The organism is Microbacterium sp. NPDC055903, from assembly GCF_053615555.1.
On record NZ_JBSHCA010000001.1, the window covers coordinates 1,693,562 to 1,720,541 of the forward strand.

Genomic DNA, 26,980 nt, shown 5'->3' on the forward strand with positions numbered 1-26,980 from the left:
CCTCAGACGCCCAGGTAGGCGCGACGCACGTCGTCGTCGTCGCGCAGGTCGGCGGCGGATCCGCGCACGGTGATCCGCCCGTTCTCGATGACCAGCGCATCCTCCGCGATGCCGAGGGCGAGCTGCGCGTTCTGTTCGACGACGAGCATCGCGGTGCCGGTGCGGGTGCCGAGCTCGTCGAGCACGGCGAACAGCTCGGCGGTGATCTTCGGGGCGAGGCCGAGCGATGGTTCGTCCAGCAGCACCAGTCGTGGCGCGGACATGTACGCACGTGCGATGGCGAGGAGCTGCTGCTCGCCTCCGCTCAGGCCGGACGCGGGACGATCCGCCCGAGCGGAGAGGGCGGGGAAGCGGTCCAGCCAGTCCGCTGCGGCGGCGGCGGACTCACGCCGTGGCCGTGCGATGGCCCCGACGAGGAGGTTCTCCCGCACGGTGAGATCGCCGAAGGTGCCGCGTCCCTGCGGGACGTGCGCGATGCCGGCGGCGGCGATGCGGTGCGGGGGCAGCGCGCTGATCGGCGTGCCGGCCAGACGGATGGTGCCCTCGAGCCGGCAGAACCCGGAGATGGTGCGGAGCGTCGTCGTCTTCCCTGCTCCGTTGGCCCCGAGGATGACGAGCCTGCCGCCCTCGGGGATGTCGAAGCGGACCTCGCGCAGCACGGTCACGGGCCCGTATCCCGCTTCGGCGATCTCGACGGAGAGCAGGCTCATGCGGCCGCGCTCCCGAGATACGCGCTGACGACCTCCGGGTCTCTCGCGACCGTCGCCGGGTCGCCCTCGGCGATCAGCCGCCCGAAGTTCAGCACGATCACGCGGTCGCACACCGATGTGACGAGCCCCATGTGATGCTCGACGAGGAGGATGGCCGTGCCGCGTTCGACGGCCAGGCGGCGAAGCGTGCGCCCCAGCTCTTCCACCTCGTCGTGGATGAGACCGTTCGCCGGCTCGTCGACGAGCAGCAGCCGCGGCTCGGCGAGTAGCGCGCGGGCGAGCTCGACGCGCTTGAGCGTGCCGAAGGGCAGAGTGCCGACGACGCGATCGGCGACATCGGACAGCCCGAGGTCGTCGAGCAGTGCGGCGGCGCTCTCCCGCATCCTCGTCTCGTCTCGTCGGATGCCGGGGAGGGCGAGCGCCGTCGCCCACAGGCCTCCGCGTGTGGCGTGGTAGCCGCCGGCCAGCACGTTCTCCCGCACGGTCTGCGAGGCGAGCAGCCCGAGGTTCTGGAACGTGCGCCCGATGCCCAGCGCCGCGATGCGATGCCTCGGCATCGCGGTCACGTCATGACCGTCGAACCGGATGCTCCCCGACTGCGGACGGTACAGCCCGCTGATGCAGTTGAACAGGCTCGTCTTGCCTGCACCGTTGGGGCCGATCAGGCCGACGATCTCGCCGTCTCCGACCGTGAAACCCGGCCCGTCCAGAGCCTGCAGTCCGCCGAACGACAGCCGGACGTCGACGACGTCGAGCAGAGTGCCCATGCTTCTCCTTCGCCGGTGGCCCGCCCCGGTTCCCGGGGCGGGCCACCCTCGGTCAGTCGACGGTGTACGTGCCCTCGGTGAGGTCCCAGTTCTCCCCGTTGAAGACCTGCACGCCGACCTCGCGGAACACGAACGGGTACTCGGCCGTGGTCGTGATCGTGACGGGCGCGAGATCCAGTTCGAGGGCGTCGAAGGAGGTCGCCGCCTCCACGAGTGCCTCCCTCGTGCAGCCGTCCATCTGCGCGAGCGCCGCCTCCAGCAGCTGCGCGGTCTGGTAGCCGGCGGCGGCGGGAGCGGAGAGCGCGTTGACGTCGTCCGGGTGCGCGGCGGCGAACTCCGTCCATGCGTCGAAGCCGGGGTCGCCGGCGAGCGAGGGGTCGGTGATGTCCTTCGTGTAGGCGATCGAGACGACGCCGTCTGCGGCGCCGGGGCCGGCCGGCTTCAGGAAGAAGGTGGCATCCGCCGCCGGCGCGTTGATGACCGTCGTGGCGTCCCAGCCGAGCTCGAGCTTCTTCTTCAGCGACTGCGTGGCGAACGCGCCGACCGCCCAGTTCAGGAACACGTCGGCCTCGGATGCCGCGAGGTTCGTCACCTGGCTGTCGACCGAGGCGCTCGTCAGCTCGTAGGACTCCGCCGCTACGATCTCGATGCCCGTTCCGGCGAACGCCTCCTCGAAGCCTGCTTTGATGCTCTCGCCGAAGTCGTCGTTCTGGTAGAGGATGGCGGCCTTCGCGTCGGGCTGGGTCTCCAGCAGGTACTCGGCCAGCGCCTTCACCTCGAAGCCGTACTGCGGCATGAACCCACTCGTCCACGGGGTGTCGTCCTCGTGCAGCCCGAGGATCGCGTCGCTGCCCGTACCGGTGAAGAGGTTGGGGACGCCCTCCTCCGCGACATAGGGCGCCACGCTGATCGCGGCACCTGTGCCGAGCACGCCGGCGAGGGCGAAGACCTCCTCCTGCTCGACGAGGGTGCGCACGTTCGCGGCGGTCTTCGCCGGGTCGTAGCCGTCGTCGAGCACCGAGACCGTGACGTCGCGGGTGACCCCGTCGGCGAACTCGAGCCCTCCGGCGGCGTTGATGTCGTCGAAGTAGGCCTTGATGGTCTGCCCGATCGAGCCGTAGGCGGCTGCGGCGCCGGACAGCGGGATGCTGTTGCCGATCGTCACCTCGGTGTCGCTGAACCCTGGGCTGCACTGCGCAGCGGCATCCGGATCGGGTTCTGCGCCTGGCTCATCCCCTCGCCCTGCGCAGCCGGCCAGGGCGAGGGCCGCGGCGAGCGAGCCGGCGCTGATCGCCAGCGCTCGGCGGCGTGCGGTGTGCTGTGTGGACATCATTCCTCCTTGAATGGTGCGGTTGCGTGCTCAGACGTTCAGTGCTGGTCGTCCACCTCGCGGTCGGCGACCCTCTCGAGGGCGAAGTAGTACAGGGCGCCGTCGTGCTCGGCATCCCGGCCCGTCATGACGCCGAGCAGAAGATCGTCGGAGATCCTGGTGAACAGGTCGACGATGGGTCTGCCGTCATAGGCCATGGCGGTGGTGCGCACGCCGTCGTGCTCGCCGCCGCGCAGGCTCGCACCCCCGCCGGCCACGCGGGCGTCGGCGAAGAGGGTGCCGTCGTCGGCCGTGCAGACGATGGGGAGGACGTCGTCGTCCCCGCGGAAGAGCTTGCCGAACCAGGCGCTGCGCTCGAGCATCCGATGCGCGCGATGGGCGGGGCTGAGGCCGATCCCGCGCCAGAGACCGCGCAGTTCGTCCGGTGCGACGGCGGGCAGCGAGCGCCAGAGTCCTGGCAGATCGGCGGCGGGGATGCGCGCATCGCGCACGAACGAGATGAGATCGGTGCCCGGGTCGTCGCCGCGTTCGTCGGTGTTCCCGTCCATGCGCAGCACCGGCTTGATCGCCCGGCCCGAGCGGACGTCCTCGACCGCCGTTGCCACCTCGTCGAAGCGGTACCGGCGGATGAGGCGCTCGACGGGCAGGCGGCCGGCCCGCCACAACGCCAGGAGCATCGGGATGTCCCTGTGCACGACGGCATCGCCCTCGATCACCCCGATCAGGGACCTGCCCCAGAGCAGCTGCGACTGCGAGACGGCGATCGCGTTCGCCCCTGCGCGCAGCGCCACGGTGGCGCAGACGCCTCGTGGCTCGAGAGCTGCAATGGCGGCTCCGACGGTCTCCTCCCGGCCGACCGTGTCGATCGCGTGCGTGAAGCGGCCGAGCGCGTCGCCGGGGGCGACGGCCTCGGTCGCGCCGAGCTCGACGGCCAGTGCGCGCCGCGAGGCATCCGGATCGCTCACCGCGATCCGCGTCACGCCTCGGTGCGCCGCAGCCATCACCGCCGCGAGTCCTGTCGTCCCCGCGCCGATCACGAGCAGGGCGTCGCCGGGTCCGGGCTGCAGGACGTTGATGATCGTTCCCGCGCCGGTGAGGATGCCGCAGCCGAGCGGGGCGGCGACCTCCCAGGGCACGTCCTCGCCGATGCGCACGGCGTTCGTCTGCCTGGCGATGACGAGCGTCGACCACGACGACTGCGCCATCCACCCCGTCGTCGCCGGTCCGTCCGGCGCCGAGGCATCCGAGCGGGGCCGGTAGTTCAGTTCGGCGAACCGCTCGCAGTACGCGGGGTGGCCGCCGTCGCATGCGGCGCAGGCGCCGCAGGAGTCGAAGCTCAGCACCACGCGGTCGCCCGCCGCGAGGCCGGTGACGCCCGCCCCGACGGCATCCACGACCCCCGCGCCCTCGTGCCCGAACACGGCGGGGAACCTCTCGCCAGCACCGCCTGCCATCCCGTAGAGGTCGGTCGGGCAGACGCCGGAGGCGACGATGCGGACGAGGATCTCGCCCTCGCCTGGCGAGCGCACGGTGACGTCCGTGAGCGCGACGGATCCGCCGCGCTCACGGACGAGCGCGGCTACAGCGGCATTCACGGATCAGGCCGGGGCGAGTTCGCGGTCGGCTGTGCGCAGGGCGACCTTGTTGACCTTGCCCCCGGCGTTGCGCGGCAGCGCGGGAACGATCACGAGGTCCTTGGGCTGCTTGAAGCGCGCCAGTTTGTCGCCGAGCCACTCCTGCAGCTCGCCGATCGTCAGCTCCTGTCCTTCGCGCAGCGCCACGGCGGCGACGGGCACCTCGCCCCAGCGCTCGTCCTCGCGGCCGTAGATGGCGATCTCGAGGATCTTCGGATGCGCGGCGAGGGTGTTCTCGACCTCTGCGCAGTAGACGTTCTCACCGCCGGAGATGATCATGTCCTTCTTCCGGTCGACGACCCAGACGAAGCCCTCCTCGTCCTGGCGGACCAGGTCGCCGGAGTGGAACCAGCCGCCCTCGAACGCCTCCGCCGTCTCGGCGGGCTTGCGCCAGTAGCCCTTCATGAGGTTCGGGCCGCGGTAGATGATCTCGCCGACCTGACCGGGGGCGACGTCGTTCCCCTCGTCGTCCACGACCCGCACCTGCAGAGTGGGGATGGGCTTGCCGACCGAGCCGAGCTTGCGCAGCGAGTCCTCGCCGCGCAGCACGCAGGTGATCGGGGAGAGCTCCGTCTGTCCGAACACGGCGACGTTGAGCGCGCCGGGGAAGCGATCGGACATCGTGCGGAGCAGTGTGTCGGATGCCGGCGCGGCGCCCCAGCTGATGATCCTCAGGCGAAGATCGCGCCCGGCGATCGAGGAGTCCGCGCAGATGACCTGCCACTGCTGCGGCACGTTGAACACGATCGTGGCCCGCTCGCGCTCCCAGGCGTCGAGCAGCTCGGTCGGGTTGAACGCCCCGAGGGGGTGGATCACGGTCGGGATGCCGATGATGAAGTTCGGCGCGATCGAGCCGAGGCCCGCGATGTGGAACAGCGGCGCGGTCATGAACGCGATGTCGGATTCGTCGACGACGTTGTTCGCGCGGATGCAGGTGATCGCCTGGGAGAACAGGTTGATGTGGTCGAGCATCGCGCCCTTGGGTCGCCCGGTGGTGCCCGAGGTGTACATGATGAGCGCCGTGGTGTCCTCCGGCACGTCCGGCGCCTCGAAGTCGGCCGGGTCCTCCGCGACGAGGTCGGCCCAGGACTCCTGCCCGTCGCCTGCCTCGCCGATCACGATGACGCGGCGGATGCGGTCGGTGACCTGGGCGACGGCGCCGACGAGCGGGGCGAGCGGGCCCTCGACGATGAGCACGTCGGCGTCTGCGTCGTCGACGATGTAGGCGATCTCCGGAGGCGTCAGGCGGATGTTGATCGGCACGGCGATCGCGCCGAGGGTGTTGATACCGAAGACGCTGAGCACCACCTCGGGTCGGTTGAGCGTGAGCAGCAGCACCCGGTCGCCCGAGCTCACGCCGCGGCGGGCGAGGGCCGCGGCGAACGCGAGGGTGCGCTCGTGCGCCTGCGCCCAGGTGGTGGTCTCGCCGAGGAACCGGAACGCCGCCTGGTCCGCCTTCATCACGGCGTGGGTGGCGACCTGGTTCATCCAGTGGTTCCGGCGTGCCGCGGCGGGGATGGCCGTCTGGGTCGGGTCTGACATCGTGTGGTCCCTCTCGTACGTCGTCGTATGCTGCCGCGTCTTCGCGGCTGGGCCTGGCTCCACTATGCCAGGGGCGCGGCCGGATGTCACGACTTTTGTTAATCAAGATTCACATGCGGCGATCGTCAGGATCGCGGTGCGGGATAGGATCTGCGTCATGGTCGACGACGCTGAACCGCAGGCGGCGCGCACGCGTCCGCGGGACCGCAAGCAGCGCATCGAGGAGGCCGCGGCGCTCGCCTTCGCCTCCGGCGGCTACCACGTCGTCGGCATGCAGGACATCGCCGCGGCCGTCGGCATCTCCGCTCCCGCGCTGTACCGGCACTTCCCCAACAAGTACGCCCTGTTCCTGCGGTGCGCCTTCGCGCTCGCCGACCGTCTCATCGACGACACGGAGGAGGCGGGCGCCTCGCCTGTGGAGTCGGTGTCGGATGCCAGGGCGGCACTGGACGCGCTGCTGGATGCCGTGATCGAGACGACCATCGAGCTGAGGGCGACGGGCGGCATCTACCGCTGGGAGGGGCGTTACCTCGACCGGCCCGACCGGGAGCGCTTGACCGCCCGCTTCGTGCTGCTGCGCGAGAGGTTCGAGCGGCCGCATCGCGTGTACCGGCCCGGTGTCGATGACGCCGACCGGCGCTTCCTCATCCTCGCGGCGCTCAGCGTCGTGGCGAGCATCACCGCCCACCGCACCGCGATCGCCGCCCGCACGCTGCGCGTGCTGCTGAAGGACGCCGCCTGGCGGGTGCTCGATGCAGATCCTGCGGAGTTCGAATCGATCGGGGATGCTCCGCCTGCCGTGCCAGAGGAGCCGGCGACGCGTCGGCGAGAGCAGCTCATCGACTCGGCGATCCGGCTGTTCGCCGCGCGGGGCTACAACGAGGTGACCATCGAGGACATCGCCGTGGAGGTCGACCTCACGCCCTCCGGCATCTACCGGCACTTCGACGGCAAGCCGGCCATCCTCGTCGCCGCGTGCGACCGGGGCTCCGTCGCCCTGGACCACGCCGTCCTGCGCGCGCGAGAGTCGACGACCACGCCGGAGGAGGCTCTGCGGCGGCTGTGCCGAGGATACGTCGATCACTCCTTCCGCAACCTTGCGCTCATGCGGGTGTACTTCTCCGAGCTCGGCAACCTCGCGCAGGAGGAGCAGCGTCGGCTGCGCTCGCTGCAGCGGGCGCACATCGCCGACTGGACGGCCCTGCTGCAGGCGGTGCGGCCGGAACTGGGCGGCAAGGAGGCGGCGGTGCTCGTGCACGCGGGTCTCGGCGTCGTCGCGGACGAGGTCCCGCTGCTCGCCGAGCGCGATGAGGCGGCGGCGGTGCGCCTCACCGGCCTCGTCGAGTCGGTGCTCGGCATCCGCTGACGGTGTCCGCGCGCGTCGGCGACTCTCGCGCTCCCTGAGCTTCGCCCTCCCGCTCCCTGAGCTTCACCCTCTCGCTCCCTGAGCTTCGCCCTCCCGCTCCCTGAGCTTGTCGAAGGGAGCCCGCTTCGACAGGCTCAGCGAGCTCTGGGGGACGGGTCCGCCCGCTTCGACAGACTCAGCGAGCGGGTCCTCGGCCGTGCAGCATCGGGATCATCTTCGCGACGAGGTGCATGTCCTTCTCGGTGCGGTTCATCGTGAGCAGGTTCAGCGCCGCCTTGCGGGTCTGCCGCGCGACCGACTTCGGGGTGCTGAACTCGCGCAGGCCGTCGGCGCCGTGGATGCGTCCGAAGCCAGAGCCCTTGACGCCGCCGAAGGGGAGTGCGGCGATCGCGGCGAAGCCGAGGACCGAGTTGATCGTGACGACGCCGGCCCTCAGGCGCGCCGCCACCGACTCCCCGGTCGCCGCGCTGCGGGTGAACACGGCCGCCCCGAGCCCGTACTCGGTCGCGTTCGCACGGGCCACGGCCTCGTCGAGATCGGCCACGGCGTTGATGACGACGGTCGGGCCGAAGGTCTCGTGCCGGACGGCATCCGCATCCTCCGGCACGCCGGTGAGCACGACGGGCGCAATCCGGCGCCCCGTCACGGAGTCCGCTCCGCCGAGCTCGGCGCGAGCGCCGCGTGCGAGGGCATCCGCGACGTGCCCGGCGACGACGTCGCTCTGGCTCGCCAGCGTCATGGGTCCGTACGAGGCATCCGTCAGGGCCTTGGCCCGCTCGACGACCTTGCTCACGAGTGCCGCGTGCACCTGCCGCACCGCATAGACCCGTTCGACCCCCACGCAGGTCTGACCGGCGTTGCCCATCGCGCCGAACACGATGAAGTCCGCGGCGGCGTCCAGATCGGCATCCGCGGCGACGAGGAGTGCGTCCTTGCCGCCGCACTCGGCGACGAGCGGCGTCAGCGTCTCCGCGCACGCGGCCATGACCCGCTTCGCGCTCGCGGTCGACCCCGTGAAGGCGACCTTGTCGACGCCCGAGCGCACCAGCGCGGCCCCGGTCTCGCGGTCGCCGGTCGCGACCTGCAGCACGGGCTGCGGGCAGACCTCGTTCCACCGCGCCTCGATCCAGCGGGCGGTCCCGGGGGTCAGCTCGCTCGGCTTGAAGACGATCGCGTTGCCCGCGGCGAGGGCGTAGGAGATCGAGCCCATCGGCGTGTACAGCGGATAGTTCCACGGCCCGATGACGCCGACGACGCCGTGCGGTTCGTAGCGCAGCGTCGCCTTCTGGTTGTAGTTGACCAGCCCGGCCTTGACGCCGCGCTTTCCGAGCACCTTCTTCGCGTTCTTCGCCGCCCACTCCAGGTGTCCGAGGGTGAGCATGACCTCGAGCAGGGCGTCACCCGCCGGCTTGCCCGTCTCGCGCGAGATTACCTCGGCGAGATCCTGGGCGCCGTGCGCGATGGCGGCGCGCCAGGCGGCGAGCGTCCGGCGTCGTCCGTCGAAGCCCTGCGCCCTCCACCATGCGGCGGCGTCCTGCGCGATGCGGACGCGGTCGGCCACGCGGGCGGCGTCTTCGAGCGGATGCTCGGAGATCACGGCGCCGTCGCGCGGATCGCGGGCGGGAAACGTCGGGGTTGCAGGGCCTTCGATGATCGTGCTCATGGTGGGGGTCCTTCGCTCGTCATTGAGGAGAAGTGAATGATGATTCACATTAGGCCCTTCTCGGGCGTCGGGCAAGGGGTATCGGAAGATTTTCGAATCCCGGTTAGAATGCGGGGATGGTCACCGAGACGTCGAAGTCCGCGCGCACGCGTCAGCGCATCCTCGATGCGGCGGCGCAAGTCCTCAGCCGCAAGGGCTACGCAGGCACGCGCCTCGTCGACGTCGCCGAGGTCGCCGGAGTGCAGGCGCCGGCGATCTACTACTACTTCGCGTCTCGCGACGATCTCGTCGAAGAGGTCATGTGGGCGGGCGCCCACCGCGTGCGCGCCCACGTCGAGGAGGTCCTCGCCGCGCTCCCCGAGGCGACCCCGCGGGAGCGCCTGCTCGCCGCCGTCGATGCGCATCTGCGCTACGAGCTGCAGATCTCGGACTACACGACGGCGTCCGTCCGCAACGCAGGGCAGGTGCCCGAGCATGTGCGCGTGCGGCCGGCCGCGGAGGAGGGGGCGTACAGCCGATTGTGGCTGTCGCTGTTCCGCGCGGCGCAGGATGCCGGTGAGCTGCGCGACGGCGTGGACATCAACGTCTTCCGGCTGCTGCTGCTCGGCTCGATGAACTGGGCGGTGGAGTGGTGGAACCCGCGTACGCGCTCACTCGACGACCTCGTGCGCGGCACCCAGGACATGGTGCGCTTCGGCACCTTCGCCCGCCCCTGAGCGCGGGCCGGGCGAAGGGCGCCGTCTAGGCGAACAGACCGACCCGTTCCCGCAGCGTCGCGTGCGCCTGAGCCACCGTCCGGCGCACGATCTCACCGGCGGTGGGAATGTCGCGGATGATGCCCTGCACCTGACCGACGGTCCAGATGCCGGCGTCGAGGTCGCCCTCCTCGAACACCTTGCGCCCGCGCGCCCCGGCGACGAGCGGCTGCACATCGGGGAACGTCCCGCCGTCTGCGAGGATCTGCACGACCTCGTCGGAGACCGCATTCTTCGCCACCCGCGCGGTGTTGCGCAGGCTCCGGAAGATGAGGTTGGTGTCCAGCTCGGATGCCGCGACGATCCGCTCCTTCACGACCTGCGCGATGGGCGACTCCTGGCTGGACATGAAGCGCGTCCCCATGTTCACCCCGTCGGCGCCGAGGACGAGGGCGGCCGCGAGGCCGCGTCCGTCCGCGAAGCCGCCGGAGGCGATGAAGGGGATCTCCAGCGCGTCGGCCGCCGCAGGGATCAGCACGAGGCCCGGCACGTCGTCCTCGCCCGGGTGCCCTGCGCACTCGAAGCCGTCGATCGAGACCGCCGTGACCCCGACCGCCTGCGCCTTGAGCGCGTGCCGCACCGAGGTGCACTTGTGGATGACCTTCACTCCGGCATCCCGGAACATCTCCATGTGCGGCTCGGGGCTCGACCCCGCCGTCTCGACGATCCGCACGCCGGCGTCGATGATCGCGCGCCGGTACTCGTCGTACGGCGGCGGGTTGATCGACGGCAGGATCGTGAGGTTGACCCCGAACGGCTTGTCGGTGAGTGCTCTGGCGCGCTCGATCTCGGCGACGAGATCGGCGGGCGTGGGCTGGGTGAGGGCCGTGATCATGCCGAGGCCTCCCGCTTCCGAGACGGCGGCGGCGAGCGGCGCCCGACCGACCCACATCATCCCGCCCTGGACGATCGGATGCTCGATGCCGAGCGCCTCCGTGAAGCGGGTGCGCAGGCGCGGCGCGGACGCTTCGACAGGCTCGGCGAGCTGGGATGCGGTGCTCACAGGTACTCCTCCCCGTTCTCCGCCCTCGCCACCAGCGACGCCGGCGGCTCGAAGCGCTCTCCATAGGTGGACGCGAGCTCGCGCGCCCTCGTGACGAAGCCGGTCAGGCCCCCTTCGTACTGGTTCACGTACTGCAGCACCCCGCCCGTCCACGCGGGGAATCCGATGCCGTAGATCGAGCCGATGTTCGCATCCGCCACCGAGGTGAGCACGCCCTTGTCGAGGCAATCGATGGTGTCCAGCGCCTCGGCGAACAGCATCCGCTCCTGCAGATCCTTCAGCGGCAGCACCGTCCGGCCGGAGCCGTACTTCTCGCGGAGCCCTGGCCAGATTCCTGTCCGTCGGCCGTCCTCGGAGTACTCGTAGAAGCCGCCGCCGGCCTTGCGGCCAGGGCGGTCGACGTCCTCGACCATCCAGTCCATGACGGCCTCGGATGGGTGCTCAACCCAGACGCCGCCCTCGGCCTCCTCGGCGGCGCGCGTCTCCAACCGGATCTTGCGCGACAGGGAGATGGTCAACTCGTCCAGCAGCTGCAAGGCCCCGGCCGGGTATCCCGCCTGCAGGGCCGCCTGCTCGACGGACACCGGCTCCACGCCTTCGCCCACCGCGGCCACCGCCTCGGCGATGAACCGTCCGATCACCCGTGAGGTGAAGAAGCCGCGCGAGTCGTTCACGACGATCGGCGTCTTGCGGATCTGCTGCACGTAGTCGAACGTCTTCGCGAGCACCTCGTCGCTGGTGTTCTCGCCGCGCACGATCTCGACGAGCGGCATCTTGTCGACGGGTGAGAAGAAATGGATGCCGATGAAGTCGCTCCGGCGCTTCACGCCTTCTGACAGCAGCGTGATCGGCAGGGTCGACGTGTTGGAGCCGAGCACGGCATCCGCCTCGACGACGTCCTCGATCTCCTGGAACACGCCCTGCTTGACCGGCACCGACTCGAAGACCGCCTCGATGACGAAGTCGACACCCGCGAAGTCCGCCGGGTCGCCGGTCGTCGAGATGCGTCCCAGCAGCGCCTCCGACTTCTCGGGCGTGGTCTTGCCCCTGGCGAGCGCCTTCTCCTCCAGGCTCCGCGCGTAGTCCTTGCCCTTCTCGGCGGCCTCGACGGAGACGTCCTTCAGGACGACGTCGATGCCCGCCTTCGCCGAGACATAGGCGATGGCGGCGCCCATCATGCCGGCGCCGATCACGCCCACCTTGGTCGCGGTGTACTTCGGAAGCGGTTCGCCCCCGGCCCCCGTCGATGGGCGGCTGCCGCCCGCGTTGATCTCCTGGAGGTCGAAGAAGAACGCCTTGATCATGTTCTTCGCGACCTGGCCGTGCGTCAGGCTCACGAGGTAGCGCGTCTCGACGGTGGATGCCGAGTCGAAGTCCACATAGGCGCCCTCGACGGCCGCTGCCATCGCCGCGCGCGGCGCGGGCATCGGCGAGCCCTTGAGCTGCTTGCGCAGCAGCGCGGGCATGGCGGGGAGCATCGCCGCGACCGACGGGGACGACGGCGCGCCGCCCGGGAGGCGGAAGCCCTTCTCGTCCCACGGCTTGACCGGAGCGGGGTTCGCGGCGATCCACGCGCGCGCCGCGGCGTCGAGCTCGGCCAGCGGCACGATCTCGTCGACGATCCCCACCTCGAGCGCGTCCGCCGCGCCGAACCGCGTCGCGGGGAGGATCACCTTCTGCAGGGCGTTCTGGATGCCCAGCATCCGCACGGTCCTCGTGATCCCGCCGCCACCGGGGAGCAGCCCGAGCGACACCTCGGGGAGCCCGAACTGCGCCCCCCTCGCGTCGGACGCTGCGATGCGGTGGTGTGCGGCGAGGGCCACCTCGAGCCCTCCGCCGAGCGCGGTGCCGTTGAGGGCCGCCACGACCGGGCGGCCGAGCTTCTCGAGGCGCCTGAGCAGCGACTTCACGTGCTCGATGTGCGCGGTCTCCTCCTCGGCCTTGGCCGGGTCGGCCGCGCGCAGCAGGTTCAGATCTCCGCCCGCGAACCAGCTCTTCTTCGCCGACGCCAGGATGACGCCTGCGATGTCGTCCCGTTCGGCCTCCAGTCGGTCGACGGTCGCCGCGAGCGCCGCGACGAAGTGCGGGTTCATGGTGTTGACGGCGGAGTCCGGGTCGTCCATGGTCACGGTGACGATGCCATCGGCATCCTCCGCCCACGCGTAGCCGGTGTACGTCTCGGTTGCAGTGCTCATGTTCTCCCTCACACCCGCTCGATGATGGTCGCGATGCCCATGCCCGCGCCGACGCAGAGCGTCGCCAGGCCCCTCTTCAGATCCCTGCGCTCCAGCTCGTCCAGGAGCGTCCCCAGGATCATCGCGCCCGTCGCACCGAGCGGATGCCCGAGCGCGATCGCGCCGCCGTTGACGTTGACCCTGTCGTCCGGGATGCCGAGGTCCTTCTGCCATTTCAGGACCACGGCGGCGAATGCCTCGTTGAGCTCGAACAGGTCGATGTCCGAGACGTCGAGCCCTGCGCGATCGAGCGCCTTGCGGGTCGCGGGGGTGGGTCCGGTGAGCATGATGGTCGGCTCGGAGCCCGTGACCGCGGTGGCGACGATGCGCGCCCGTGGCGTGAGGCCGGCTGCCTCGCCCGCTTCGCGCGAGCCGATCAGCATGAGGGCAGCGCCGTCGACGATGCCGGAGGAGTTGCCAGGACCGTGCACATGGTCGATCCGCTCCACGGCGTGGTACTTCTGCAGCGCGACGGCGTCGAAGCCGCCCTGCTCGCCGACGGCGGCGAAGCTCGCGGGAAGCTGGCCGAGGCTCTGCACGGTGGAGCCGGGGCGGCGGTGCTCGTCCGTGTCGAGCACGATGACGCCGTTGATGTCGCGCACGGGGACGATCGAGCGCGCGAAGCGACCCTCCTGCCAGGCGGTCTCGGCGCGGGCCTGGGAGCGAGCGGCGAAGGCGTCGACATCCTCCCGGCTGAAGCCCTCGATCGTGGCGATGAGGTCTGCCCCGATGCCCTGCGGGACGAAGTAGTTGTCGTAGGCGGTGGTCGGGTCCTGCGCGTAGGCGCCGCCGTCGGAGCCGATCGGCACGCGCGACATCGACTCGACGCCGCCGGCCAGCACGAGGTCCTCGAATCCGGAGGCGACCTTCTGCGCGGCGAGGTTCACCGCTTCCAGGCCGGAGGCGCAGAAGCGGTTGATCTGCACGCCGGCGACCGTCTCGGGCAGCCCCGCCACGAGGGCCGCGGTGCGGGCGATGTCGCCGCCCTGCTCGCCGACGGGGGAGACGACGCCCAGCACGATGTCGTCGATCCCGCTCGCGTCGAGGCTCGGGTTGCGCTCTTGGATGGCATCGATGAGGGTGACGACCAGGTCGACCGGCTTGATGGTGTGCAGCGATCCGCCCTTGTTGCGCCCTCGCGGGGTTCGCACGGCGTCATAGATGAATGCGTCAGACATGTCTTCTCCGTTCACAGGCCGAGGTCGCGGCCGACGATCTCTTTCATGATCTCCGTCGTGCCTCCGTAGATGGTGGTGATCCGCGCATCCTTGTAGTCCTGCGCGATGCGGTACTCGTTCATGTACCCGTAGCCGCCGTGCAGCTGCAGGCAGCGGCCGACGACGTCGACGTACTGCTCGGTGGTCAGGAACTTCGCCGCCGCGGCGTCCGCGGCGCTCAGCGTGCCTGCCATGTGCTGGCGGATGGCCTGGTCGACGTAGGCGCGGCTCGCGGCCACCGCCGTCGTCATCTCGGCGAGCTCGAAACGGGTGTTCTGGAAGGAGCCGACCGGCTTGCCGAACGCGGTGCGCTCGGTGACGTAGGCGAGCGTGCGCGCGAGCACGCCTTCGCTGGAGGCCACGGCCCCCACGGCGATCGAGAGGCGCTCCTGAGGCAGGTTGCGCATGAGACCGGGGAAGCCGGCGCCCTCGGGGCCGAGGAGGTTGGCGGCGGGGACGCGGACGTCCTCGAAGATCAGCTCGCTGGTGTCCTGCGCGTGCAGCCCGATCTTGTCGAGGTTCTTGCCGCGGCTGAAGCCCGGCATGCCGCGCTCGATCACGAGGAGACTGAGTCCCTTGTGCGGATCGGGCGAGGTGCGCACCGCGGTGGCGACGAGGTCTGCGTTCTGGCCGTTGGAGATGAAGATCTTCGAGCCGTTGACGATGTAGTCGTCGCCGTCGCGCACGGCCGAGGTGCGGATGCCGGAGAGGTCGCTGCCGGTGCCGGGCTCGGTCATCGCGATCGCGGTGATGAGCTCGCCCGCGGCGATGCCGGGCAGCCAGCGCTGCTTCTGCGCGTCGTCCGTCAGCTCGGTGAAGTAGGGGATGGTGATGTCGTTCGACAGGGCGATGCCCGCCATCCCCGAAGAGACGGGGTCACGGGCCAGCTCCTCGGCGAGCACGACGTTGAAGCGGAAGTCGTCCGATCCGCCTCCGTCGTATGCGTCGTCGATGCCGAAGCCGAGGATGCCCGCCTCCGCTGCCCTGGTGAACAGCTCGCGGTCGACGACCCCGGCGGCGTCCCAGCGCTCGGCGTTCGGGCGCACCTGCGCCTCGACGAAGTCCCGCACGATGCGTCGGAACTCCTCGTGGTCCTCGTCGAACAGATCCCGTGTCAGCGCCATCGCCGCTCCCGTCTCCCGGCCGCTCCTTCGCGGTCACAGTTTTTATTATGCATTCAAAATCGGCAAGGTCAAGTGAATGCGGAATCTCGCTTTCAGGGGTTGCCTCGAGGCGAAAGTTTAATCAGGATTAGACAAACTCGACTGATCGAAGGAGATCCCATGTCGGATTCCACGCGACCGCTCGACGGGCGCATCGCGCTCGTCACCGGCGCCAGCCGGGGCATCGGCCTCGCCATCGCGCAGCGCCTCGCCGCCGACGGCGCGACGGTCTGCATCACCGCCCGCCGCCGCGAGCAGTTGGACGAGGCGCTGGCGACGCTTCCCGACGGTGCGATCGCCGTCGCGGGCGGCGCGGACGACCCCGCTCACCGTGCCGCCGTCCTGGCGAGGATCGACGAGGAGCTGGGCGGCCTGGACATCCTCGTCAACAACGCCGGCATCAACTCCGTGTACGGCCCGCTCGTCGATCTCGACCTGGACGCTGCGCGCAAGATCCTCGAGGTCAACGTCATAGGAACGCTCGCCTGGACGCAGGAGGCGGTGCGCGCGGGCCTCGGCGACGGTCCGCATGGCGGGGTGGTGGTGAACCTCTCCTCCGTCACCGGCGACGTCCCGTCTGCGGGCATCGGCTGGTACGGCGTGAGCAAGGCTGCGGTGAGCCACCTCACCCGCACGCTCTCCGTCGAGCTCGCACCGCGTGTGCGCGTGAACGCGGTGGCGCCGGCCGTCGTCAAGACCCGCTTCGCCCGCGCGCTGTACGAGGGGCGCGAGGAGGAGGTCGCCTCCGCCTATCCGCTCGGGCGGCTGGGTGCGCCGGAGGACGTCGCGGATGCCGTGGCGTATCTCACGTCGGATGCGTCGTCCTGGGTGACCGGCCAGGTCCTCACCCTCGACGGCGGTCTCGGGAACGCGGGAGGAACAGCATGAACGACCTCGTCGCCAGGACGCGCGCATTCATCCGTGAGACGGTGATCCCCGCCGAGCCGGGCTGGGGCGAGGAGCTGGCTCCCGCCGTTCTCGCGTCCCTCCGCGAGCAGGCGAAGGAGGCCGGTCTGTACGCCCCTCACGTCCCGGTCGAGTACGGCGGACTCGGCCTCGCGCTGACGGACTGGTCGCCCGTGTTCCAAGAGGCCGGTTACTCCCCGATCGGTCCTGCGGTGCTGAACATCTCGGCCCCGGATGAAGGCAACATGCGTCTTCTGGAGGTCGTGGGCACCGAGGAGCAGAAGGAGCGCTGGCTGCGTCCGCTCGTGGCGGGCGAGATCCGCTCGTCGTTCGCGATGACGGAGCCGCACCCCGGTGCGGGCTCGGACCCGGACGCCCTCACCACGCACGCGGAGCGGGTAGACGGAGGCTGGCGGATCACGGGCGAGAAGCGCTTCATCTCCGGCGCCGAGGGGGCGGCCTTCGCGATCGTGATGGCGCGCACGGATGCCGTGGACGGGCATCCGGCCGGCGCGACGATGCTGCTCGCCCCGTTGGACGCCCCCGGCGTGCGCGTGGGGCCCTCGATCAGGACGATCGAGGCGGCGATCGCCGGGGGCCATCCGCACGTCGGCTTCGATGGTGTCTTCGTGCCGGACGCCGAGGTGCTCGGCGCACCGGGCGAGGGCTTCCGGTACGCCCAGGTGCGGCTGGGCCCTGCGCGTCTCACGCACTGCATGCGCTGGCTCGGGCTCGCGCGGCGTTCGCTGGACATCGCCCTCGACCGGGCGAACAGCCGCGAGCTGTTCGGCGCGCGGCTGGCCGATCTCGGCCTCGCGCAAGCGCTCATCGCCGACAGCGTCATCGACATCGAGACCTCGGCGGCGGTGATCGACCGCGCCACCGCCGCGCTCGAGTCGGATGCCAGGGCGGGAGCCGCGCTCTCCTCGATCGCGAAGGTGCACTGCTCGGAGGCCGTCTACCGCGTCATCGACCGTGCGGTGCAGCTGTGCGGCGGCGACGGGGTGAGCTCGGGTCTGCCGCTCATCCAGTACCTCAACGAGGTGCGTCCGTTCCGCATCTACGACGGGTCGAGCGAGACGCACCGCTGGGCGATCGCGCGCCGTGCCGCGAAGGCGAGAGCGCGGGAGGTGTCGGATGCGTGACATCGTGACGACCCGCGCGGAGGCGGAGGGCCTGACGCATCCGCCGCTTCTCGTCCTCGAGGCGCTGGAGGAGTACTTGGCAGATAGCCTGCTGAGCCCTTCCGGCTCGCTGAGCCTGTCGAAGCGCGCCACCCCTGATGCCCTGCTGAGCCCTTCCGGCTCGCTGAGCCTGTCGAAGCGCGCCACCACACCTCTCACCGCCGCCCGCATCGGAGAGGGCCAGTCGAACGCGACCTTCCTCCTCGCCCGCGGCGAGGAGCGCTTCGTCTTCCGCCGTGGCCCGCGGCCCCCGCTGCCGCCCTCTGCGCACGACATGCTCCGCGAGGCGCGCGTGCAGCAGGCGCTGGGGCGGGCGGGCGTCCCCGTGCCGCGGATCCTCGCGGTCTGCGAGGACGACGGCGTGCTCGGTACGCCGTTCTACATCATGGAGCACCTCGACGGTGACGTCGTCACCGATCGGATGCCGGTGCGGCTGGACGAGCCCGCAGGCAGGAGGGCGCTGGCCACGGCATCCGTCGACGCCCTCGCCGACCTGCACGCGCTCGACGTGCGCGACGGCGAGCTCGCGACCCTCGGCCGTCCGGATGGGTACCTCGCCAGGCAGGTGGACCGCTTCGCGTCGCTGTGGCCGACCGTGTCGCGGCGGTCGCTCTCCGGGGTCGACCGGCTCGCGGAGTGGCTGCGCGACAACCTCCCCCTGTCGCATCGGGCCTCCGTCGTGCACGGCGACTACCGCATCGGCAATCTCATGTTCCGCCGTGCGGGTCAGGCGGACGTGCAGGCGATCCTCGACTGGGAGATGGCGACGCTCGGCGACCCGCTCGCGGATCTCGGGTACTTCATCGCCACCTATGCCGATCCGGATGCCGCACCGACGCCGCTCGAACTGACCCCGGTGACCAGGGGTGAGGGCTTCCCGCGCCGCGCGGAGCTCGTCGCCCGGTACGTCGATCGCACGGGTGCGGACGTCTCTGCGCTCGCCTGGTACCAGGCCCTCGCACTGTGGAAGGCCGCGGTGTTCTGCGAAGCGATCTACACACGCTGGCTCGATGGCGAGCGGCCAGGCGATGACTTCGGACCGGCCCTCGAGGCCGGTGTGCCCGCCCTGCTCCGCGCGGCGGCGGATGCTGCGGCATCCTGATCCGCATCGGAATAGTAGGATGTCCTCGTAAATAATCGAGGGGCGGAGTAGACTCCCTTTGTGCCAACGACGGCGCGAAGGGATGTCGCACAATGACTCGTACCATTCCCCATTTCGTGGGCGGTTCGCTCTGGACCCCCAGCGGTGGACGCTTCGCCGACGTGTTCGACCCGAGCGCGGGCGTTGTTCAGGCGCGGGTTCCGCTGGCATCCGACGAGGAGGTCAGAGGCGTCATCGCGAACGCCGCGGCCGCGCAGCCCGCGTGGGCTGCCACCAACCCGCAGAAGCGGTCGCGCGTGCTCCTGCGGTTCCTCGATCTCGTCCAGCGCGAGATGACGCCGCTCGCCGAGCTCCTCGCGAGCGAGCACGGGAAGACCGTGGATGACGCCAGGGGAGACATCCAGCGCGGCCTCGAGGTGATCGAGTTCGCTGCAGGAGCGCCGCATCTGCTCAAGGGCGAGTACTCCACCGGGGCCGGCGCGGGAATCGACGTGTACTCGATGCGTCAGCCCCTCGGCGTCGTCGCGGCGATCACGCCGTTCAACTTCCCGGCGATGATCCCGCTGTGGAAGGCGGGGCCCGCGCTCGCCGCCGGCAACGCCGTCGTCCTCAAGCCCAGTGAGCGCGACCCCTCGGTGCCCGTGCGCCTGGCAGAGCTGTTCCTGGAGGCGGGCCTTCCGGCCGGCGTTCTCAACGTCGTGCACGGCGACAAGGAGGCCGTCGACGCCCTGCTCGAGGACGACCGCATCTCGGCGGTGGGCTTCGTCGGATCCACGCCCATCGCCGAGCACATCTACGCCACCGCGGCCGCGCACGGCAAGCGGGCGCAGTGCTTCGGCGGCGCGAAGAACCATCTGATCGTGATGCCGGACGCCGACCTCGATCAGGCCGTGGACGCCCTCATCGGTGCCGGCTACGGCTCGGCGGGCGAGCGGTGCATGGCGATCTCGGTCGCCGTCCCGGTCGGCGCGGACACGGCGGACGCGCTCGCCGCCAGGCTCGCGGAGCGTGTCGCAGGGCTGCGCGTCGGGCCGGCGCTCTCGCCGGACGTCGACTACGGCCCCCTCGTCAGCCGTGCCGCCGTCGAGCGCGTCGAGGGGTACATCCAGCAGGGCGTCGACGAGGGTGCGACCCTCCTCGCCGATGGCCGCGGCTTCTCCGTCGCCGGCTTCGAGGACGGCTTCTACCTCGGACCGACCCTGTTCGATCACGTCACCACCGACATGGCGATCTACCGCGAGGAGATCTTCGGACCCGTGCTCGTGATCGCTCGGGCGGCCGACTACGAGGAGGCGCTGCGGATGGCATCCGAGCACGAATACGGCAACGGCGTGGCGATCTTCACCCGCGACGGCGAGACCGCGCGCGACTTCGCCGCCCGTGTCGAGGTCGGCATGGTCGGGGTGAACGTGCCGATCCCAGTGCCGATCGCCTACTACACCTTCGGCGGCTGGAAGCGTTCGGGATTCGGGGACCTCAACCAGCACGGCGCTGACGCCTTCCGCTTCTACACGAAGACCAAGACGGTCACGAGCCGCTGGTTCCGCCACGACCCGCTCGCGGTGCCCGCCGAGCCGCGGGCGAGCTTCGTCATCCCGACCATGCACTGAGGCCGATCCCACAAGGAGACACCATGACACTCACCACGACCACGACGGAGGAGCGCGCTGCCATCCTGCAGGCGGTGCGGGAGTTTGCCGAGACCGAGCTCGCCCCCTTCGCCGCAGAGCGCGACGAGAAGCACCTCTTCCCCCGGGAGACTCTGCACCGCGCGGGCGAGCTGGGGCTGGGCGGCATCTACGTGCGCGAGGACCTCGGCGGCACGGGCCTCAGCCGCTCGGACACGGTGGCGATCTTCGAGGAGCTCGCCAAGGGCGATCCGACGATCGCCGCGTTCATCTCGATCCACAACATGGTCGCGTGGATGATCGACACCTACGGCGACGAGGCTCAGCGCGAGCGGTGGATGCCGGAGCTGACCGCCATGGCCCAGTTCGGCAGCTACTGCCTCACCGAACCGGGTGCCGGGTCCGACGCCGCGAACATCGCGACGAGCGCGGTCCGCGAGGGCGAGGACTATGTCCTCACCGGGGTGAAGCAGTTCATCTCGGGGGCGGGCGAAGCCGGCGTGTACATCGTGATGGCGCGAACCGGACAACCAGGTGCGCGCGGCATCAGCGCGTTCCTCATCCCCGGCGATGCCGCCGGTCTCTCGTTCGGTGTGCCGGAGAAGAAGATGGGCTGGCATGCGCAGCCCACCCGGCAGGTCATCCTGGACGGCGTGCGCGTTCCGGCATCCGCGATGCTGGGGGACGAGGGCCAGGGGTTCGCGATCGCGATGTCCGCCCTCAACGGCGGACGGCTCAACATCGCGGCGTGCTCGCTGGGCGGAGCGCAGTGGGCCCTGGATCGCGCGGTGCAGTACGTGCACGAGCGGGTCGCGTTCGGCGAGCCGCTGGCGGAGAAGCAGTCCATCCTGTTCGCCGTCGCCGATATGCGCACCGAGCTGCACGCGGCACGGCTGATGGTCGTCGACGGCGCACAGGCCGTCGACGAGCGGGCCCCTGATGCCGCCATGCGATGCGCGATGGCGAAGCGCTTCGCGACGGATGCCGGATTCGACGTCGCCAACCGGGCGCTGCAGCTGCACGGCGGCTACGGATATCTGCAGGACTACGGCATCGAGAAGGTGGTGCGGGATCTCCGCGTGCACCAGATCCTGGAGGGCACGAACGAGGTCATGCGCCTGATCGTCGGGCGCGAGATGCTGAGGCCGGCGGGGTCGGCGTCGCTGCAGCGCGGGCGCGATGCGCTGCGGAGCGCATCATGACCAGGGTGGCGTTCCTCGGCCTCGGTCACATGGGCCTGCCCATGGCGGTGAACCTCGTGAAGGCGGGGCATGAGGTGCACGGCTTCGACGTGGTGCCCGCCGCGCTCGAGGCCGCGCGCGGTGCGGGCATCCCCGTCGCTGATTCCGGAGCGGATGCCGTCGCCGACGCCGACGTCGTCATCACCATGTTCCCCGCAGGCGCCCACGTCATCGCCGCCTACCGCGAGGAGCTGCTCGCTGCGGCCCGGCCAGGGACGCTGTTCATCGAGTCGTCGACGATCGCCGTGGAGGAGGCGAGAACCGCGCACGGGCTGGCGATCGCCGCGGGGCATCGCAACATCGACGCTCCCGTGTCTGGCGGAGTCGTCGGCGCGGAGAACGGCACGCTCGCCTTCATGGTCGGCGGATCCGAGGAGGATTTCGCCGCGGCACTGCCCCTGCTGGAGGCCATGGGGAAGCGGATCGTGCACTGCGGAGGACCGGGCCTCGGTCAGGCGGCCAAGGTGTGCAACAACATGATCCTCGCGGTCTCGCAGATCGCCGTCGCCGAGGCGTTCGTGCTGGGGGAGCGGCTCGGGCTCGAGCATCAGGCGCTCTTCGACGTCGTCTCGCAGGCGTCGGGCCAGTGCTGGTCGATCACGACGAACTGCCCGGTGCCCGGCCCCGTGCCGACGAGCCCCGCGAACAGGGACTACCAGCCGGGGTTCGCCGGTGCGCTGATGGCCAAGGACCTCGGGCTCGCCCTGCAGGCGATCGAGCAGACATCGACGGATGCCAGGATGGGCCGCCTCGCCCAGGAGCTGTACGCGGCGTTCGCCGCCGGGGATGGGGCCGCGCGCGACTTCTCCGGGATCATCACCGACATCAGGGCCTCCTGAGTTCCCTGAGCCCGGGTTCTCAAGCTCGCTGAGCCTGTTCCTCTGAGCTCGCTGAGCCTGTCAAAGCGCTTCCCTTCGACAGGCTCAGGGAGCTTGTGTGGAGGAGCCCGCTGAGCCTTGTCGAAGCGGAGTCCCCGAGAGCATGTCCGATGCGTGCGGCAGACTGTTCCCGACGTGAGGAGTCATCGATGACCGAATACGAGACGATCCTGATCGAGCGGCGCGGACGCGTCGGATGGATCACGCTGAACCGCCCGCAGGCGCTCAACGCCCTCAATGCCCAGGTCGCGGAGGAGGTCACCGCCGCAGCCGTGGCCTTCGACGAGGACGAGGGTATCGGCGCGATCGTCGTCACCGGCTCGGAGAAGGCGTTCGCCGCCGGCGCGGACATCAAGGAGATGGCGTCGATGACGGCATCCGAGATGCTCTCGACCGACCACTTCGGAGCCTGGAACGACTTCGCCGCCGTGCGGACCCCGGTGATCGCGGCCGTCAGCGGCTTCGCGCTCGGCGGAGGGTGCGAGCTCGCCATGATGTGCGACATCATCCTCGCCGCCGACACCGCGACCTTCGGTCAGCCGGAGATCAATCTGGGCGTCATCCCCGGCATGGGGGGGACGCAGCGGCTGATCCGTGCGGTCGGCTACTACAAGGCGGCCGAGCTCGTCCTGTCGGGACGCATGATGGGCGCCGAGGAGGCGGAGCGCGCCGGGCTCGTGTCGCGGATCGTTCCGGCATCCGAGCTCCTCGCCGAGGCCGGCGCGCTCGCCGAGACGATCGCGGCGAAGGGGCTTCCCAGCCTGTACGCCGCCAAGGCGGCCCTGGATGCCGCGATGGAGACGAGCCTCGCCGAGGGCCTCGCGCATGAGAAGCAGGCCTTCGCCGCGCTCTTCGACACCGCCGACCAGAAGGAGGGCATGGCCGCGTTCCGCGAGAAGAGGGCGCCGCAGTTCCAGAACCGCTGACCGAGGACCTCTCGCGCAGCGGGCGGGTCAGGCGTGCGGCGGGCAGTTCATGCGGCCTCGCGGCAGCTCAGGCGCTCAGCGCGGCGAGCACTTTCTCGAGGCGGCGCGCGCGGGTGTCCTCGCCCTTCGCCTCGGCGATCTGGCGGGCCATCTCCTTGCGCTTGGAGGGGGCCAGCTGTTCGAACGCCGCCTTCGCCGTGGCATCCGCTGCCAGGGCCTCCGCGAGAGCCGGCGGGATCTCGATCTCGCGCTCTGCGCTGTCCACGCGGATGACGACATCGACCTCGTCGCCGATCTCCACGCCCGCCTCGGCGCGCGCAGCTTTGCTGAAGCCGATGAGATTCAGCCCTCCCATGCGCGCCAGCCGCAGACGGATGCTGCGGCCGGGCAGTTCGACCACGACGGGGAAGGCCTTGCCCGCGTCGAGGGATGCGACCTGCTCGTCGGTGAGGACGATCGCGGCTGCGGGGCCGTGGCCCTCGAGGACGGTGTGCAGGCGCAGTTCGCTCATGGCCGTCAGGCTACGCCGCCTCCGCCTCGCCGGCCACCACTTCGTTCCGCTTCTCGATGAGCCGGCGCATGTACGAGGCCATGAACAGGCGGTCGACGAGTGCTCCGATCGGACCGAACGGAGAGCGGAAGGTGAGGGTGTCGCGCATGAGAGTGCCCTCCGGGTGGGCCTCGAAGGCGTGCTCATGGAGGAAAGAGCGGAACGGCCCTGCGATCTGTCGGTCGCGGAAGCCGTGCGGCGGGTCGAGATCGAAGACCAGCGAGCGGAGCCGGAAGGGGATGCCGAAATGGCGAGCCCGCCAGGTGACCGTCGAGCCCTCCGTGAACGATCCGCCGACGGGCGCCTCGATCATCGTCTCGCCGTGCTCCGCCATCGAGCGCACGTGCAGCTGAGGATCCAGCGACGCGGCGTAGACGCGCGCCGGAGAGGCTCGGATGACCCTTTCCAGGGTGAACGTCGCCATCAGAGCGGATCCGGCTGCGGGCGCGGATCGATGAAGTCGCCGGCGTTCTTGCGCAGGCGCGCGACGATGGCGACGAGGTCGGCGGTGTCTCCGGCATCCAGGCCCGGGGCGGCGAACACCTCCTCGTTCAGCGCGGTGGTCGCCCGGTCGACGAGAGCGCGGCCGTCGTTCGTGAGGGCGAGGAGCGCGGCGCGACCGTCATGAGGATGGGGCTCGCGCACGACGAGCCCATCGCGCACCAGCCGCTCGGCCGTGCTCGTCACGGTGGTGGCGTGCACCTGAAGGCGCGACACCACGCTCGACAACGGCAGCCTGCCCGCTCTGCTGAACGCGAGGAGGCGCAGCACCTCGTAGCGGGCGAAGGAGAGCCCGAAGGGTTTGAGGGTGCTCTCGACCTTCGCCAGCAGCAGCTGCTGCGCCCGCATCACCGATATCACGAGGGTCATGCCGTCCGCGGCATCCGTCCACCCGTGCGCGATCCATTGCCGCTTCGCCTCGGCGAGCGGGTCGATCGGCAGGGGGCGGGGTCTGGCCACGGCTCTACCGTACCGCCGCGTTCGGACAGTACCCGGCGGGCTGCGGCGCCGAACCGCACAATGTATACAGAAAAGCCCTGTGAATCCCCCTGGAAGCGTGTGGAACCTCCACTATGGCTACATTGCGCGCCATGCCGATACACTCGAAGGGTCGTGAGGAGCATTCGATGAAGATCTTCGTCCTGGTGAAAGAAGTGCCGGACACGTACGGCGACCGGAAGCTCGATCTGGAGACCGGGCTGGCCGATCGTGCCGCGGGCGACGTGGTGCTCGACGAGATCACGGAGCGGGCTCTGGAGCTCGCGCTCTCCTTCGCCGACAAGAACGACGGCACGGAGGTCGTGGCACTGTCCATGGCTCCGGAGGGGTCGACGGCTTCTGTGCGGCGCGCGCTCGCGATCGGTGCGGCGTCGGCCGTCCATGTCGCGGATCCCGCCCTCGCCGGCGCCGATCTGGGGCTTACCGCGCGGACTCTCGCCGCCGCGATCCGGCGGGCCGAGCCCGACCTCGTGATCACCGGGAACCTCTCCACGGACGGATCCGGCGGGGTGATCCCCGCGATGCTCGCCGAGCACCTCGGCTTCGCGCAGGCGACCGCGCTCAGTGCGGTGGAGATCGGAACGGATGCCGTCACGGGAACGCGCGCGGCGGATGCCGGTGCGCAGGCTGTCACGGTGCCGCTGCCCGCGGTCATCTCCATCACCGAGGCGCTCCCCGACGCCCGGTTCCCGAACTTCAAGGGCATCATGGCGGCGAAGAAGAAGCCGCTCGAGGTGCTCTCGCTCGCCGACCTCGGTGTCTCCGCCGACCCCGGTGCGGCGCCGCAGACCATCATGACCGCTGTCGCGGAGAAGCCTCCGCGTGCGGCCGGTGTGAAGATCGTCGATGAGGGAGACGCCGGCACCCAGCTGGTCGAGTACCTCGTGCAGAACAGGCTGGTGTGAGATGTCCTATCCCGATGACGCTGTTCTCGTCCTCGTGGACGTCACCCCGACGGGCGAGGCGGCGAGCAGCACGGCGGCGCTGATCGGCGCTGCGTCGACGATCGGCTCCCCGGTCGCCGTCGTCCCCGGTGGGGCGCAGAGCGCGGTGGATGCCGCGTCCGCCGCAGGAGCATCCGTGGTGCTGACCGCGGACGTCGACGAGACGGTGCTCGTCGTCCCGCTCGTGGATGCTCTTCAGGCCGCGTTCGAGGCAGTGCATCCCGATGCTGTGCTGGTGTCGAACTCGATCACGGGACGCGATGTCGCGGGCCGGCTGGCCGTGCGCACGAACAGCGCCCTGTCCGTCGATGCGATCGGGGTCTCCCGCGACGACGAGGGCATCGTCGCGCACCACTCGGTCTACGGCGGCGCGTATCTGGTCGACTCGGCCCCTACATTCGGGACGCCGATCATCACGGTGCGCCAGGGTGCGGTGGAGGCCCGCGGCGAGGCCGTGGCGTCCCCGGTCGTCGAGGAGCTCGTCGTGACGGCGTCCGGTGCTCCGGCGGCGACGGCGGGTGCCATCGAGGCCGTCGAGCAGGCATCGTCCAGGCCGGAGCTGCGCGGCGCGACCAAGGTCGTCTCGGGCGGTCGCGGTCTGGGATCGAAAGAGCAGTTCGCGCTCGTGGAGCAGCTCGCCGACGCGCTGGGCGCCGCGGTGGGTGCGTCGCGTGCGGCGGTGGATGCCGGGTACATCCCTTACGCGCATCAGGTCGGGCAGACCGGTGTCTCGGTGTCGCCGCAGCTCTACGTCGCCCTCGGCATCTCCGGTGCGATCCAGCACCGTGCGGGCATGCAGACGGCGAAGACGATCGTCGCGATCAACAAGGACGCCGACGCGCCGATCTTCGACGTCGCCGACTTCGGCATCGTCGGCGACCTGTTCACGGTCGTCCCCCAGGTGATCTCGGCGCTCGAAGGTCGGAAGTAGCCGGATGCTGCGACGCGGACTGCCCCGGGTTCCCGGTGGCGAGCCATGGCCTCCGGCTGACGCGCTGCCCGAGGAGCCCGCTGCTGCTCCGGTGGCCGACACGCCGGATGTCGGACAGCACGCGGAGGATCGTCCTGCAGGTGACGTGTCGGCCCCCGTTGTGAACGCCGGCGACGCCGCGGGAGCGGTGGAACTCGCACCGGCGGTGGGCCGGTTGGGTGCCGTTCGGCGCGGTCTGCCCCGCATCGCGGGAGGGGAGCCATGGCCGCCCGCCGGTGCCATCGTGTCTTCTCCCGCGACCACGCGG

The 26,980-nt window shown here is 70.4% G+C and carries 24 protein-coding genes; 11 read left to right on the forward strand and 13 right to left on the reverse strand.

The genetic code is table 11. The features are described 5' to 3' along the window. Positions 1–2: 2 nt before the first annotated feature. From ACWGJP_RS07775 to ACWGJP_RS07795, 5 genes are read right to left on the reverse strand one after another with little or no spacing between them, the layout of a single operon-like run. Complete coding sequence (locus tag ACWGJP_RS07775) at positions 3–710, reverse strand: ABC transporter ATP-binding protein (protein ID WP_452329181.1); 708 nt, start codon at positions 708–710, stop codon at positions 3–5. Further along, positions 707–1,477 (reverse strand): ABC transporter ATP-binding protein, encoded by a 771-nt coding sequence (locus ACWGJP_RS07780; RefSeq protein ID WP_452329182.1) that lies wholly within the window; start codon positions 1,475–1,477, stop codon positions 707–709. Before ACWGJP_RS07780 ends, ACWGJP_RS07775 begins: the two co-directional genes overlap by 4 nt. A 52-nt stretch (positions 1,478–1,529) precedes the next feature. Next, the gene (locus ACWGJP_RS07785) at positions 1,530–2,807 is read right to left on the reverse strand and encodes an ABC transporter substrate-binding protein (RefSeq protein WP_452329183.1); all 1,278 of its coding nucleotides are present in this window, start codon (positions 2,805–2,807) and stop codon (positions 1,530–1,532) included. Between the two features lie 38 nt (positions 2,808–2,845). Next, complete coding sequence (locus tag ACWGJP_RS07790) at positions 2,846–4,402, reverse strand: alcohol dehydrogenase catalytic domain-containing protein (RefSeq protein ID WP_452329184.1); 1,557 nt, start codon at positions 4,400–4,402, stop codon at positions 2,846–2,848. 3 nt (positions 4,403–4,405) lie between these two features. Further along, the gene (locus tag ACWGJP_RS07795) at positions 4,406–5,983 is read right to left on the reverse strand and encodes a long-chain-fatty-acid--CoA ligase (protein ID WP_452329185.1); all 1,578 of its coding nucleotides are present in this window, start codon (positions 5,981–5,983) and stop codon (positions 4,406–4,408) included. Positions 5,984–6,140: 157 nt separating this feature from the next. Between ACWGJP_RS07795 and ACWGJP_RS07800 the strand changes: the two genes are divergently transcribed. Further along, the gene (locus ACWGJP_RS07800; protein ID WP_452329186.1) at positions 6,141–7,349 is read left to right on the forward strand and encodes a TetR/AcrR family transcriptional regulator; all 1,209 of its coding nucleotides are present in this window, start codon (positions 6,141–6,143) and stop codon (positions 7,347–7,349) included. 175 nt (positions 7,350–7,524) lie between these two features. Here the strand turns inward: ACWGJP_RS07800 and ACWGJP_RS07805 are convergent, their stop codons facing one another. Further along, the gene (locus ACWGJP_RS07805; RefSeq protein WP_452329187.1) at positions 7,525–9,012 is read right to left on the reverse strand and encodes an aldehyde dehydrogenase family protein; all 1,488 of its coding nucleotides are present in this window, start codon (positions 9,010–9,012) and stop codon (positions 7,525–7,527) included. A gap of 116 nt (positions 9,013–9,128) precedes the next feature. Between ACWGJP_RS07805 and ACWGJP_RS07810 the strand changes: the two genes are divergently transcribed. After that, the gene (locus tag ACWGJP_RS07810; protein WP_452329188.1) at positions 9,129–9,728 is read left to right on the forward strand and encodes a TetR/AcrR family transcriptional regulator; all 600 of its coding nucleotides are present in this window, start codon (positions 9,129–9,131) and stop codon (positions 9,726–9,728) included. A gap of 25 nt (positions 9,729–9,753) precedes the next feature. Here ACWGJP_RS07810 and ACWGJP_RS07815 read toward each other — a convergent pair whose 3' ends face one another. The 4 genes from ACWGJP_RS07815 to ACWGJP_RS07830 are packed head-to-tail and all read right to left on the reverse strand — an operon-like array spanning position 9,754 to position 15,345. Then, positions 9,754–10,770 carry an NAD(P)H-dependent flavin oxidoreductase gene (locus tag ACWGJP_RS07815; protein WP_452329189.1) on the reverse strand — a complete coding sequence of 339 codons (1,017 nt, stop codon included), beginning with the start codon at positions 10,768–10,770 and terminating at the stop codon, positions 9,754–9,756. Next, a complete protein-coding gene (locus ACWGJP_RS07820; protein ID WP_452329190.1) occupies positions 10,767–12,965 on the reverse strand; it encodes a 3-hydroxyacyl-CoA dehydrogenase NAD-binding domain-containing protein in 2,199 nt (732 codons plus the stop codon). The genes ACWGJP_RS07815 and ACWGJP_RS07820 overlap by 4 nt, the downstream gene beginning before the upstream one ends. An 8-nt stretch (positions 12,966–12,973) precedes the next feature. After that, positions 12,974–14,182 carry an acetyl-CoA C-acetyltransferase gene (locus ACWGJP_RS07825; protein ID WP_452329191.1) on the reverse strand — a complete coding sequence of 403 codons (1,209 nt, stop codon included), beginning with the start codon at positions 14,180–14,182 and terminating at the stop codon, positions 12,974–12,976. An 11-nt stretch (positions 14,183–14,193) separates the two neighbouring features. Beyond that, positions 14,194–15,345 (reverse strand): acyl-CoA dehydrogenase family protein, encoded by a 1,152-nt coding sequence (locus ACWGJP_RS07830; protein ID WP_452329192.1) that lies wholly within the window; start codon positions 15,343–15,345, stop codon positions 14,194–14,196. Between the two features lie 159 nt (positions 15,346–15,504). Between ACWGJP_RS07830 and ACWGJP_RS07835 the strand changes: the two genes are divergently transcribed. The 7 genes from ACWGJP_RS07835 to ACWGJP_RS07865 all read left to right on the forward strand — a co-directional run bounded on the left by ACWGJP_RS07835 (position 15,505) and on the right by ACWGJP_RS07865 (position 23,249). Continuing rightward, positions 15,505–16,272: an SDR family oxidoreductase gene (locus ACWGJP_RS07835; RefSeq protein ID WP_452329193.1), complete on the forward strand. Its 768-nt coding sequence runs from the start codon at positions 15,505–15,507 to the stop codon at positions 16,270–16,272. Then, positions 16,269–17,435 (forward strand): acyl-CoA dehydrogenase family protein, encoded by a 1,167-nt coding sequence (locus ACWGJP_RS07840; protein ID WP_452329194.1) that lies wholly within the window; start codon positions 16,269–16,271, stop codon positions 17,433–17,435. Before ACWGJP_RS07835 ends, ACWGJP_RS07840 begins: the two co-directional genes overlap by 4 nt. Next, the gene (locus ACWGJP_RS07845) at positions 17,428–18,576 is read left to right on the forward strand and encodes a phosphotransferase family protein (RefSeq protein WP_452329195.1); all 1,149 of its coding nucleotides are present in this window, start codon (positions 17,428–17,430) and stop codon (positions 18,574–18,576) included. Before ACWGJP_RS07840 ends, ACWGJP_RS07845 begins: the two co-directional genes overlap by 8 nt. A 92-nt stretch (positions 18,577–18,668) precedes the next feature. Then, a complete protein-coding gene (locus ACWGJP_RS07850) occupies positions 18,669–20,186 on the forward strand; it encodes a CoA-acylating methylmalonate-semialdehyde dehydrogenase (protein WP_452329196.1) in 1,518 nt (505 codons plus the stop codon). 23 nt (positions 20,187–20,209) lie between these two features. Beyond that, on the forward strand, positions 20,210–21,406 hold the full coding sequence (locus ACWGJP_RS07855; RefSeq protein ID WP_452329197.1) for an acyl-CoA dehydrogenase family protein: 1,197 nt from the start codon (positions 20,210–20,212) through the stop codon (positions 21,404–21,406). Then, positions 21,403–22,284, forward strand: a complete 882-nt coding sequence (mmsB, locus tag ACWGJP_RS07860) for a 3-hydroxyisobutyrate dehydrogenase (RefSeq protein ID WP_452329198.1) — start codon at positions 21,403–21,405, stop codon at positions 22,282–22,284. Before ACWGJP_RS07855 ends, mmsB begins: the two co-directional genes overlap by 4 nt. Before the next feature lie 188 nt (positions 22,285–22,472). Continuing rightward, a complete protein-coding gene (locus ACWGJP_RS07865) occupies positions 22,473–23,249 on the forward strand; it encodes an enoyl-CoA hydratase-related protein (protein WP_452329199.1) in 777 nt (258 codons plus the stop codon). Between the two features lie 67 nt (positions 23,250–23,316). On the opposite strand, the gene ACWGJP_RS07870 is transcribed toward ACWGJP_RS07865, so the two are convergent. The 3 genes from ACWGJP_RS07870 to ACWGJP_RS07880 are packed head-to-tail and all read right to left on the reverse strand — an operon-like array spanning position 23,317 to position 24,759. Further along, positions 23,317–23,760, reverse strand: a complete 444-nt coding sequence (locus tag ACWGJP_RS07870; RefSeq protein ID WP_452329200.1) for a YdeI/OmpD-associated family protein — start codon at positions 23,758–23,760, stop codon at positions 23,317–23,319. Between the two features lie 10 nt (positions 23,761–23,770). Further along, positions 23,771–24,223 (reverse strand): SRPBCC family protein, encoded by a 453-nt coding sequence (locus tag ACWGJP_RS07875; RefSeq protein WP_452329201.1) that lies wholly within the window; start codon positions 24,221–24,223, stop codon positions 23,771–23,773. After that, on the reverse strand, positions 24,223–24,759 hold the full coding sequence (locus ACWGJP_RS07880) for a MarR family winged helix-turn-helix transcriptional regulator (protein WP_452329202.1): 537 nt from the start codon (positions 24,757–24,759) through the stop codon (positions 24,223–24,225). Before ACWGJP_RS07880 ends, ACWGJP_RS07875 begins: the two co-directional genes overlap by 1 nt. A gap of 167 nt (positions 24,760–24,926) precedes the next feature. On the opposite strand from ACWGJP_RS07880, the gene ACWGJP_RS07885 reads away from it, so the two are divergent. Both ACWGJP_RS07885 and ACWGJP_RS07890 read left to right on the forward strand, forming a co-directional pair. Beyond that, the gene (locus ACWGJP_RS07885) at positions 24,927–25,703 is read left to right on the forward strand and encodes an electron transfer flavoprotein subunit beta/FixA family protein (RefSeq protein ID WP_452329203.1); all 777 of its coding nucleotides are present in this window, start codon (positions 24,927–24,929) and stop codon (positions 25,701–25,703) included. Position 25,704: 1 nt separating this feature from the next. Further along, a complete protein-coding gene (locus tag ACWGJP_RS07890; RefSeq protein WP_452329204.1) occupies positions 25,705–26,673 on the forward strand; it encodes an electron transfer flavoprotein subunit alpha/FixB family protein in 969 nt (322 codons plus the stop codon). Positions 26,674–26,980: the final 307 nt, after the last annotated feature.

Excerpts from the sequence above, each read along its gene's own strand:
- ACWGJP_RS07830 (WP_452329192.1), bottom strand. The coding sequence starts at position 15,345 with ATGGCGCTGACACGGGATCTGTTCGACGAGGACCACGAGGAGTTCCGA.
- ACWGJP_RS07840 (WP_452329194.1), top strand. The coding sequence starts at position 16,269 with ATGAACGACCTCGTCGCCAGGACGCGCGCATTCATCCGTGAGACGGTG.
- ACWGJP_RS07775 (WP_452329181.1), bottom strand. The coding sequence starts at position 710 with ATGAGCCTGCTCTCCGTCGAGATCGCCGAAGCGGGATACGGGCCCGTG.
- ACWGJP_RS07855 (WP_452329197.1), top strand. The coding sequence starts at position 20,210 with ATGACACTCACCACGACCACGACGGAGGAGCGCGCTGCCATCCTGCAG.
- ACWGJP_RS07805 (WP_452329187.1), bottom strand. The coding sequence starts at position 9,012 with ATGAGCACGATCATCGAAGGCCCTGCAACCCCGACGTTTCCCGCCCGC.
- ACWGJP_RS07870 (WP_452329200.1), bottom strand. The coding sequence starts at position 23,760 with ATGAGCGAACTGCGCCTGCACACCGTCCTCGAGGGCCACGGCCCCGCA.
- ACWGJP_RS07810 (WP_452329188.1), top strand. The coding sequence starts at position 9,129 with ATGGTCACCGAGACGTCGAAGTCCGCGCGCACGCGTCAGCGCATCCTC.
- ACWGJP_RS07850 (WP_452329196.1), top strand. The coding sequence starts at position 18,669 with ATGACTCGTACCATTCCCCATTTCGTGGGCGGTTCGCTCTGGACCCCC.
- ACWGJP_RS07820 (WP_452329190.1), bottom strand. The coding sequence starts at position 12,965 with ATGAGCACTGCAACCGAGACGTACACCGGCTACGCGTGGGCGGAGGAT.
- ACWGJP_RS07785 (WP_452329183.1), bottom strand. The coding sequence starts at position 2,807 with ATGTCCACACAGCACACCGCACGCCGCCGAGCGCTGGCGATCAGCGCC.
- ACWGJP_RS07845 (WP_452329195.1), top strand. The coding sequence starts at position 17,428 with ATGCGTGACATCGTGACGACCCGCGCGGAGGCGGAGGGCCTGACGCAT.
- ACWGJP_RS07800 (WP_452329186.1), top strand. The coding sequence starts at position 6,141 with ATGGTCGACGACGCTGAACCGCAGGCGGCGCGCACGCGTCCGCGGGAC.
- ACWGJP_RS07875 (WP_452329201.1), bottom strand. The coding sequence starts at position 24,223 with ATGGCGACGTTCACCCTGGAAAGGGTCATCCGAGCCTCTCCGGCGCGC.
- ACWGJP_RS07795 (WP_452329185.1), bottom strand. The coding sequence starts at position 5,983 with ATGTCAGACCCGACCCAGACGGCCATCCCCGCCGCGGCACGCCGGAAC.
- ACWGJP_RS07780 (WP_452329182.1), bottom strand. The coding sequence starts at position 1,477 with ATGGGCACTCTGCTCGACGTCGTCGACGTCCGGCTGTCGTTCGGCGGA.
- ACWGJP_RS07885 (WP_452329203.1), top strand. The coding sequence starts at position 24,927 with ATGAAGATCTTCGTCCTGGTGAAAGAAGTGCCGGACACGTACGGCGAC.
- ACWGJP_RS07890 (WP_452329204.1), top strand. The coding sequence starts at position 25,705 with ATGTCCTATCCCGATGACGCTGTTCTCGTCCTCGTGGACGTCACCCCG.
- ACWGJP_RS07835 (WP_452329193.1), top strand. The coding sequence starts at position 15,505 with ATGTCGGATTCCACGCGACCGCTCGACGGGCGCATCGCGCTCGTCACC.
- ACWGJP_RS07865 (WP_452329199.1), top strand. The coding sequence starts at position 22,473 with ATGACCGAATACGAGACGATCCTGATCGAGCGGCGCGGACGCGTCGGA.
- mmsB (WP_452329198.1), top strand. The coding sequence starts at position 21,403 with ATGACCAGGGTGGCGTTCCTCGGCCTCGGTCACATGGGCCTGCCCATG.
- ACWGJP_RS07825 (WP_452329191.1), bottom strand. The coding sequence starts at position 14,182 with ATGTCTGACGCATTCATCTATGACGCCGTGCGAACCCCGCGAGGGCGC.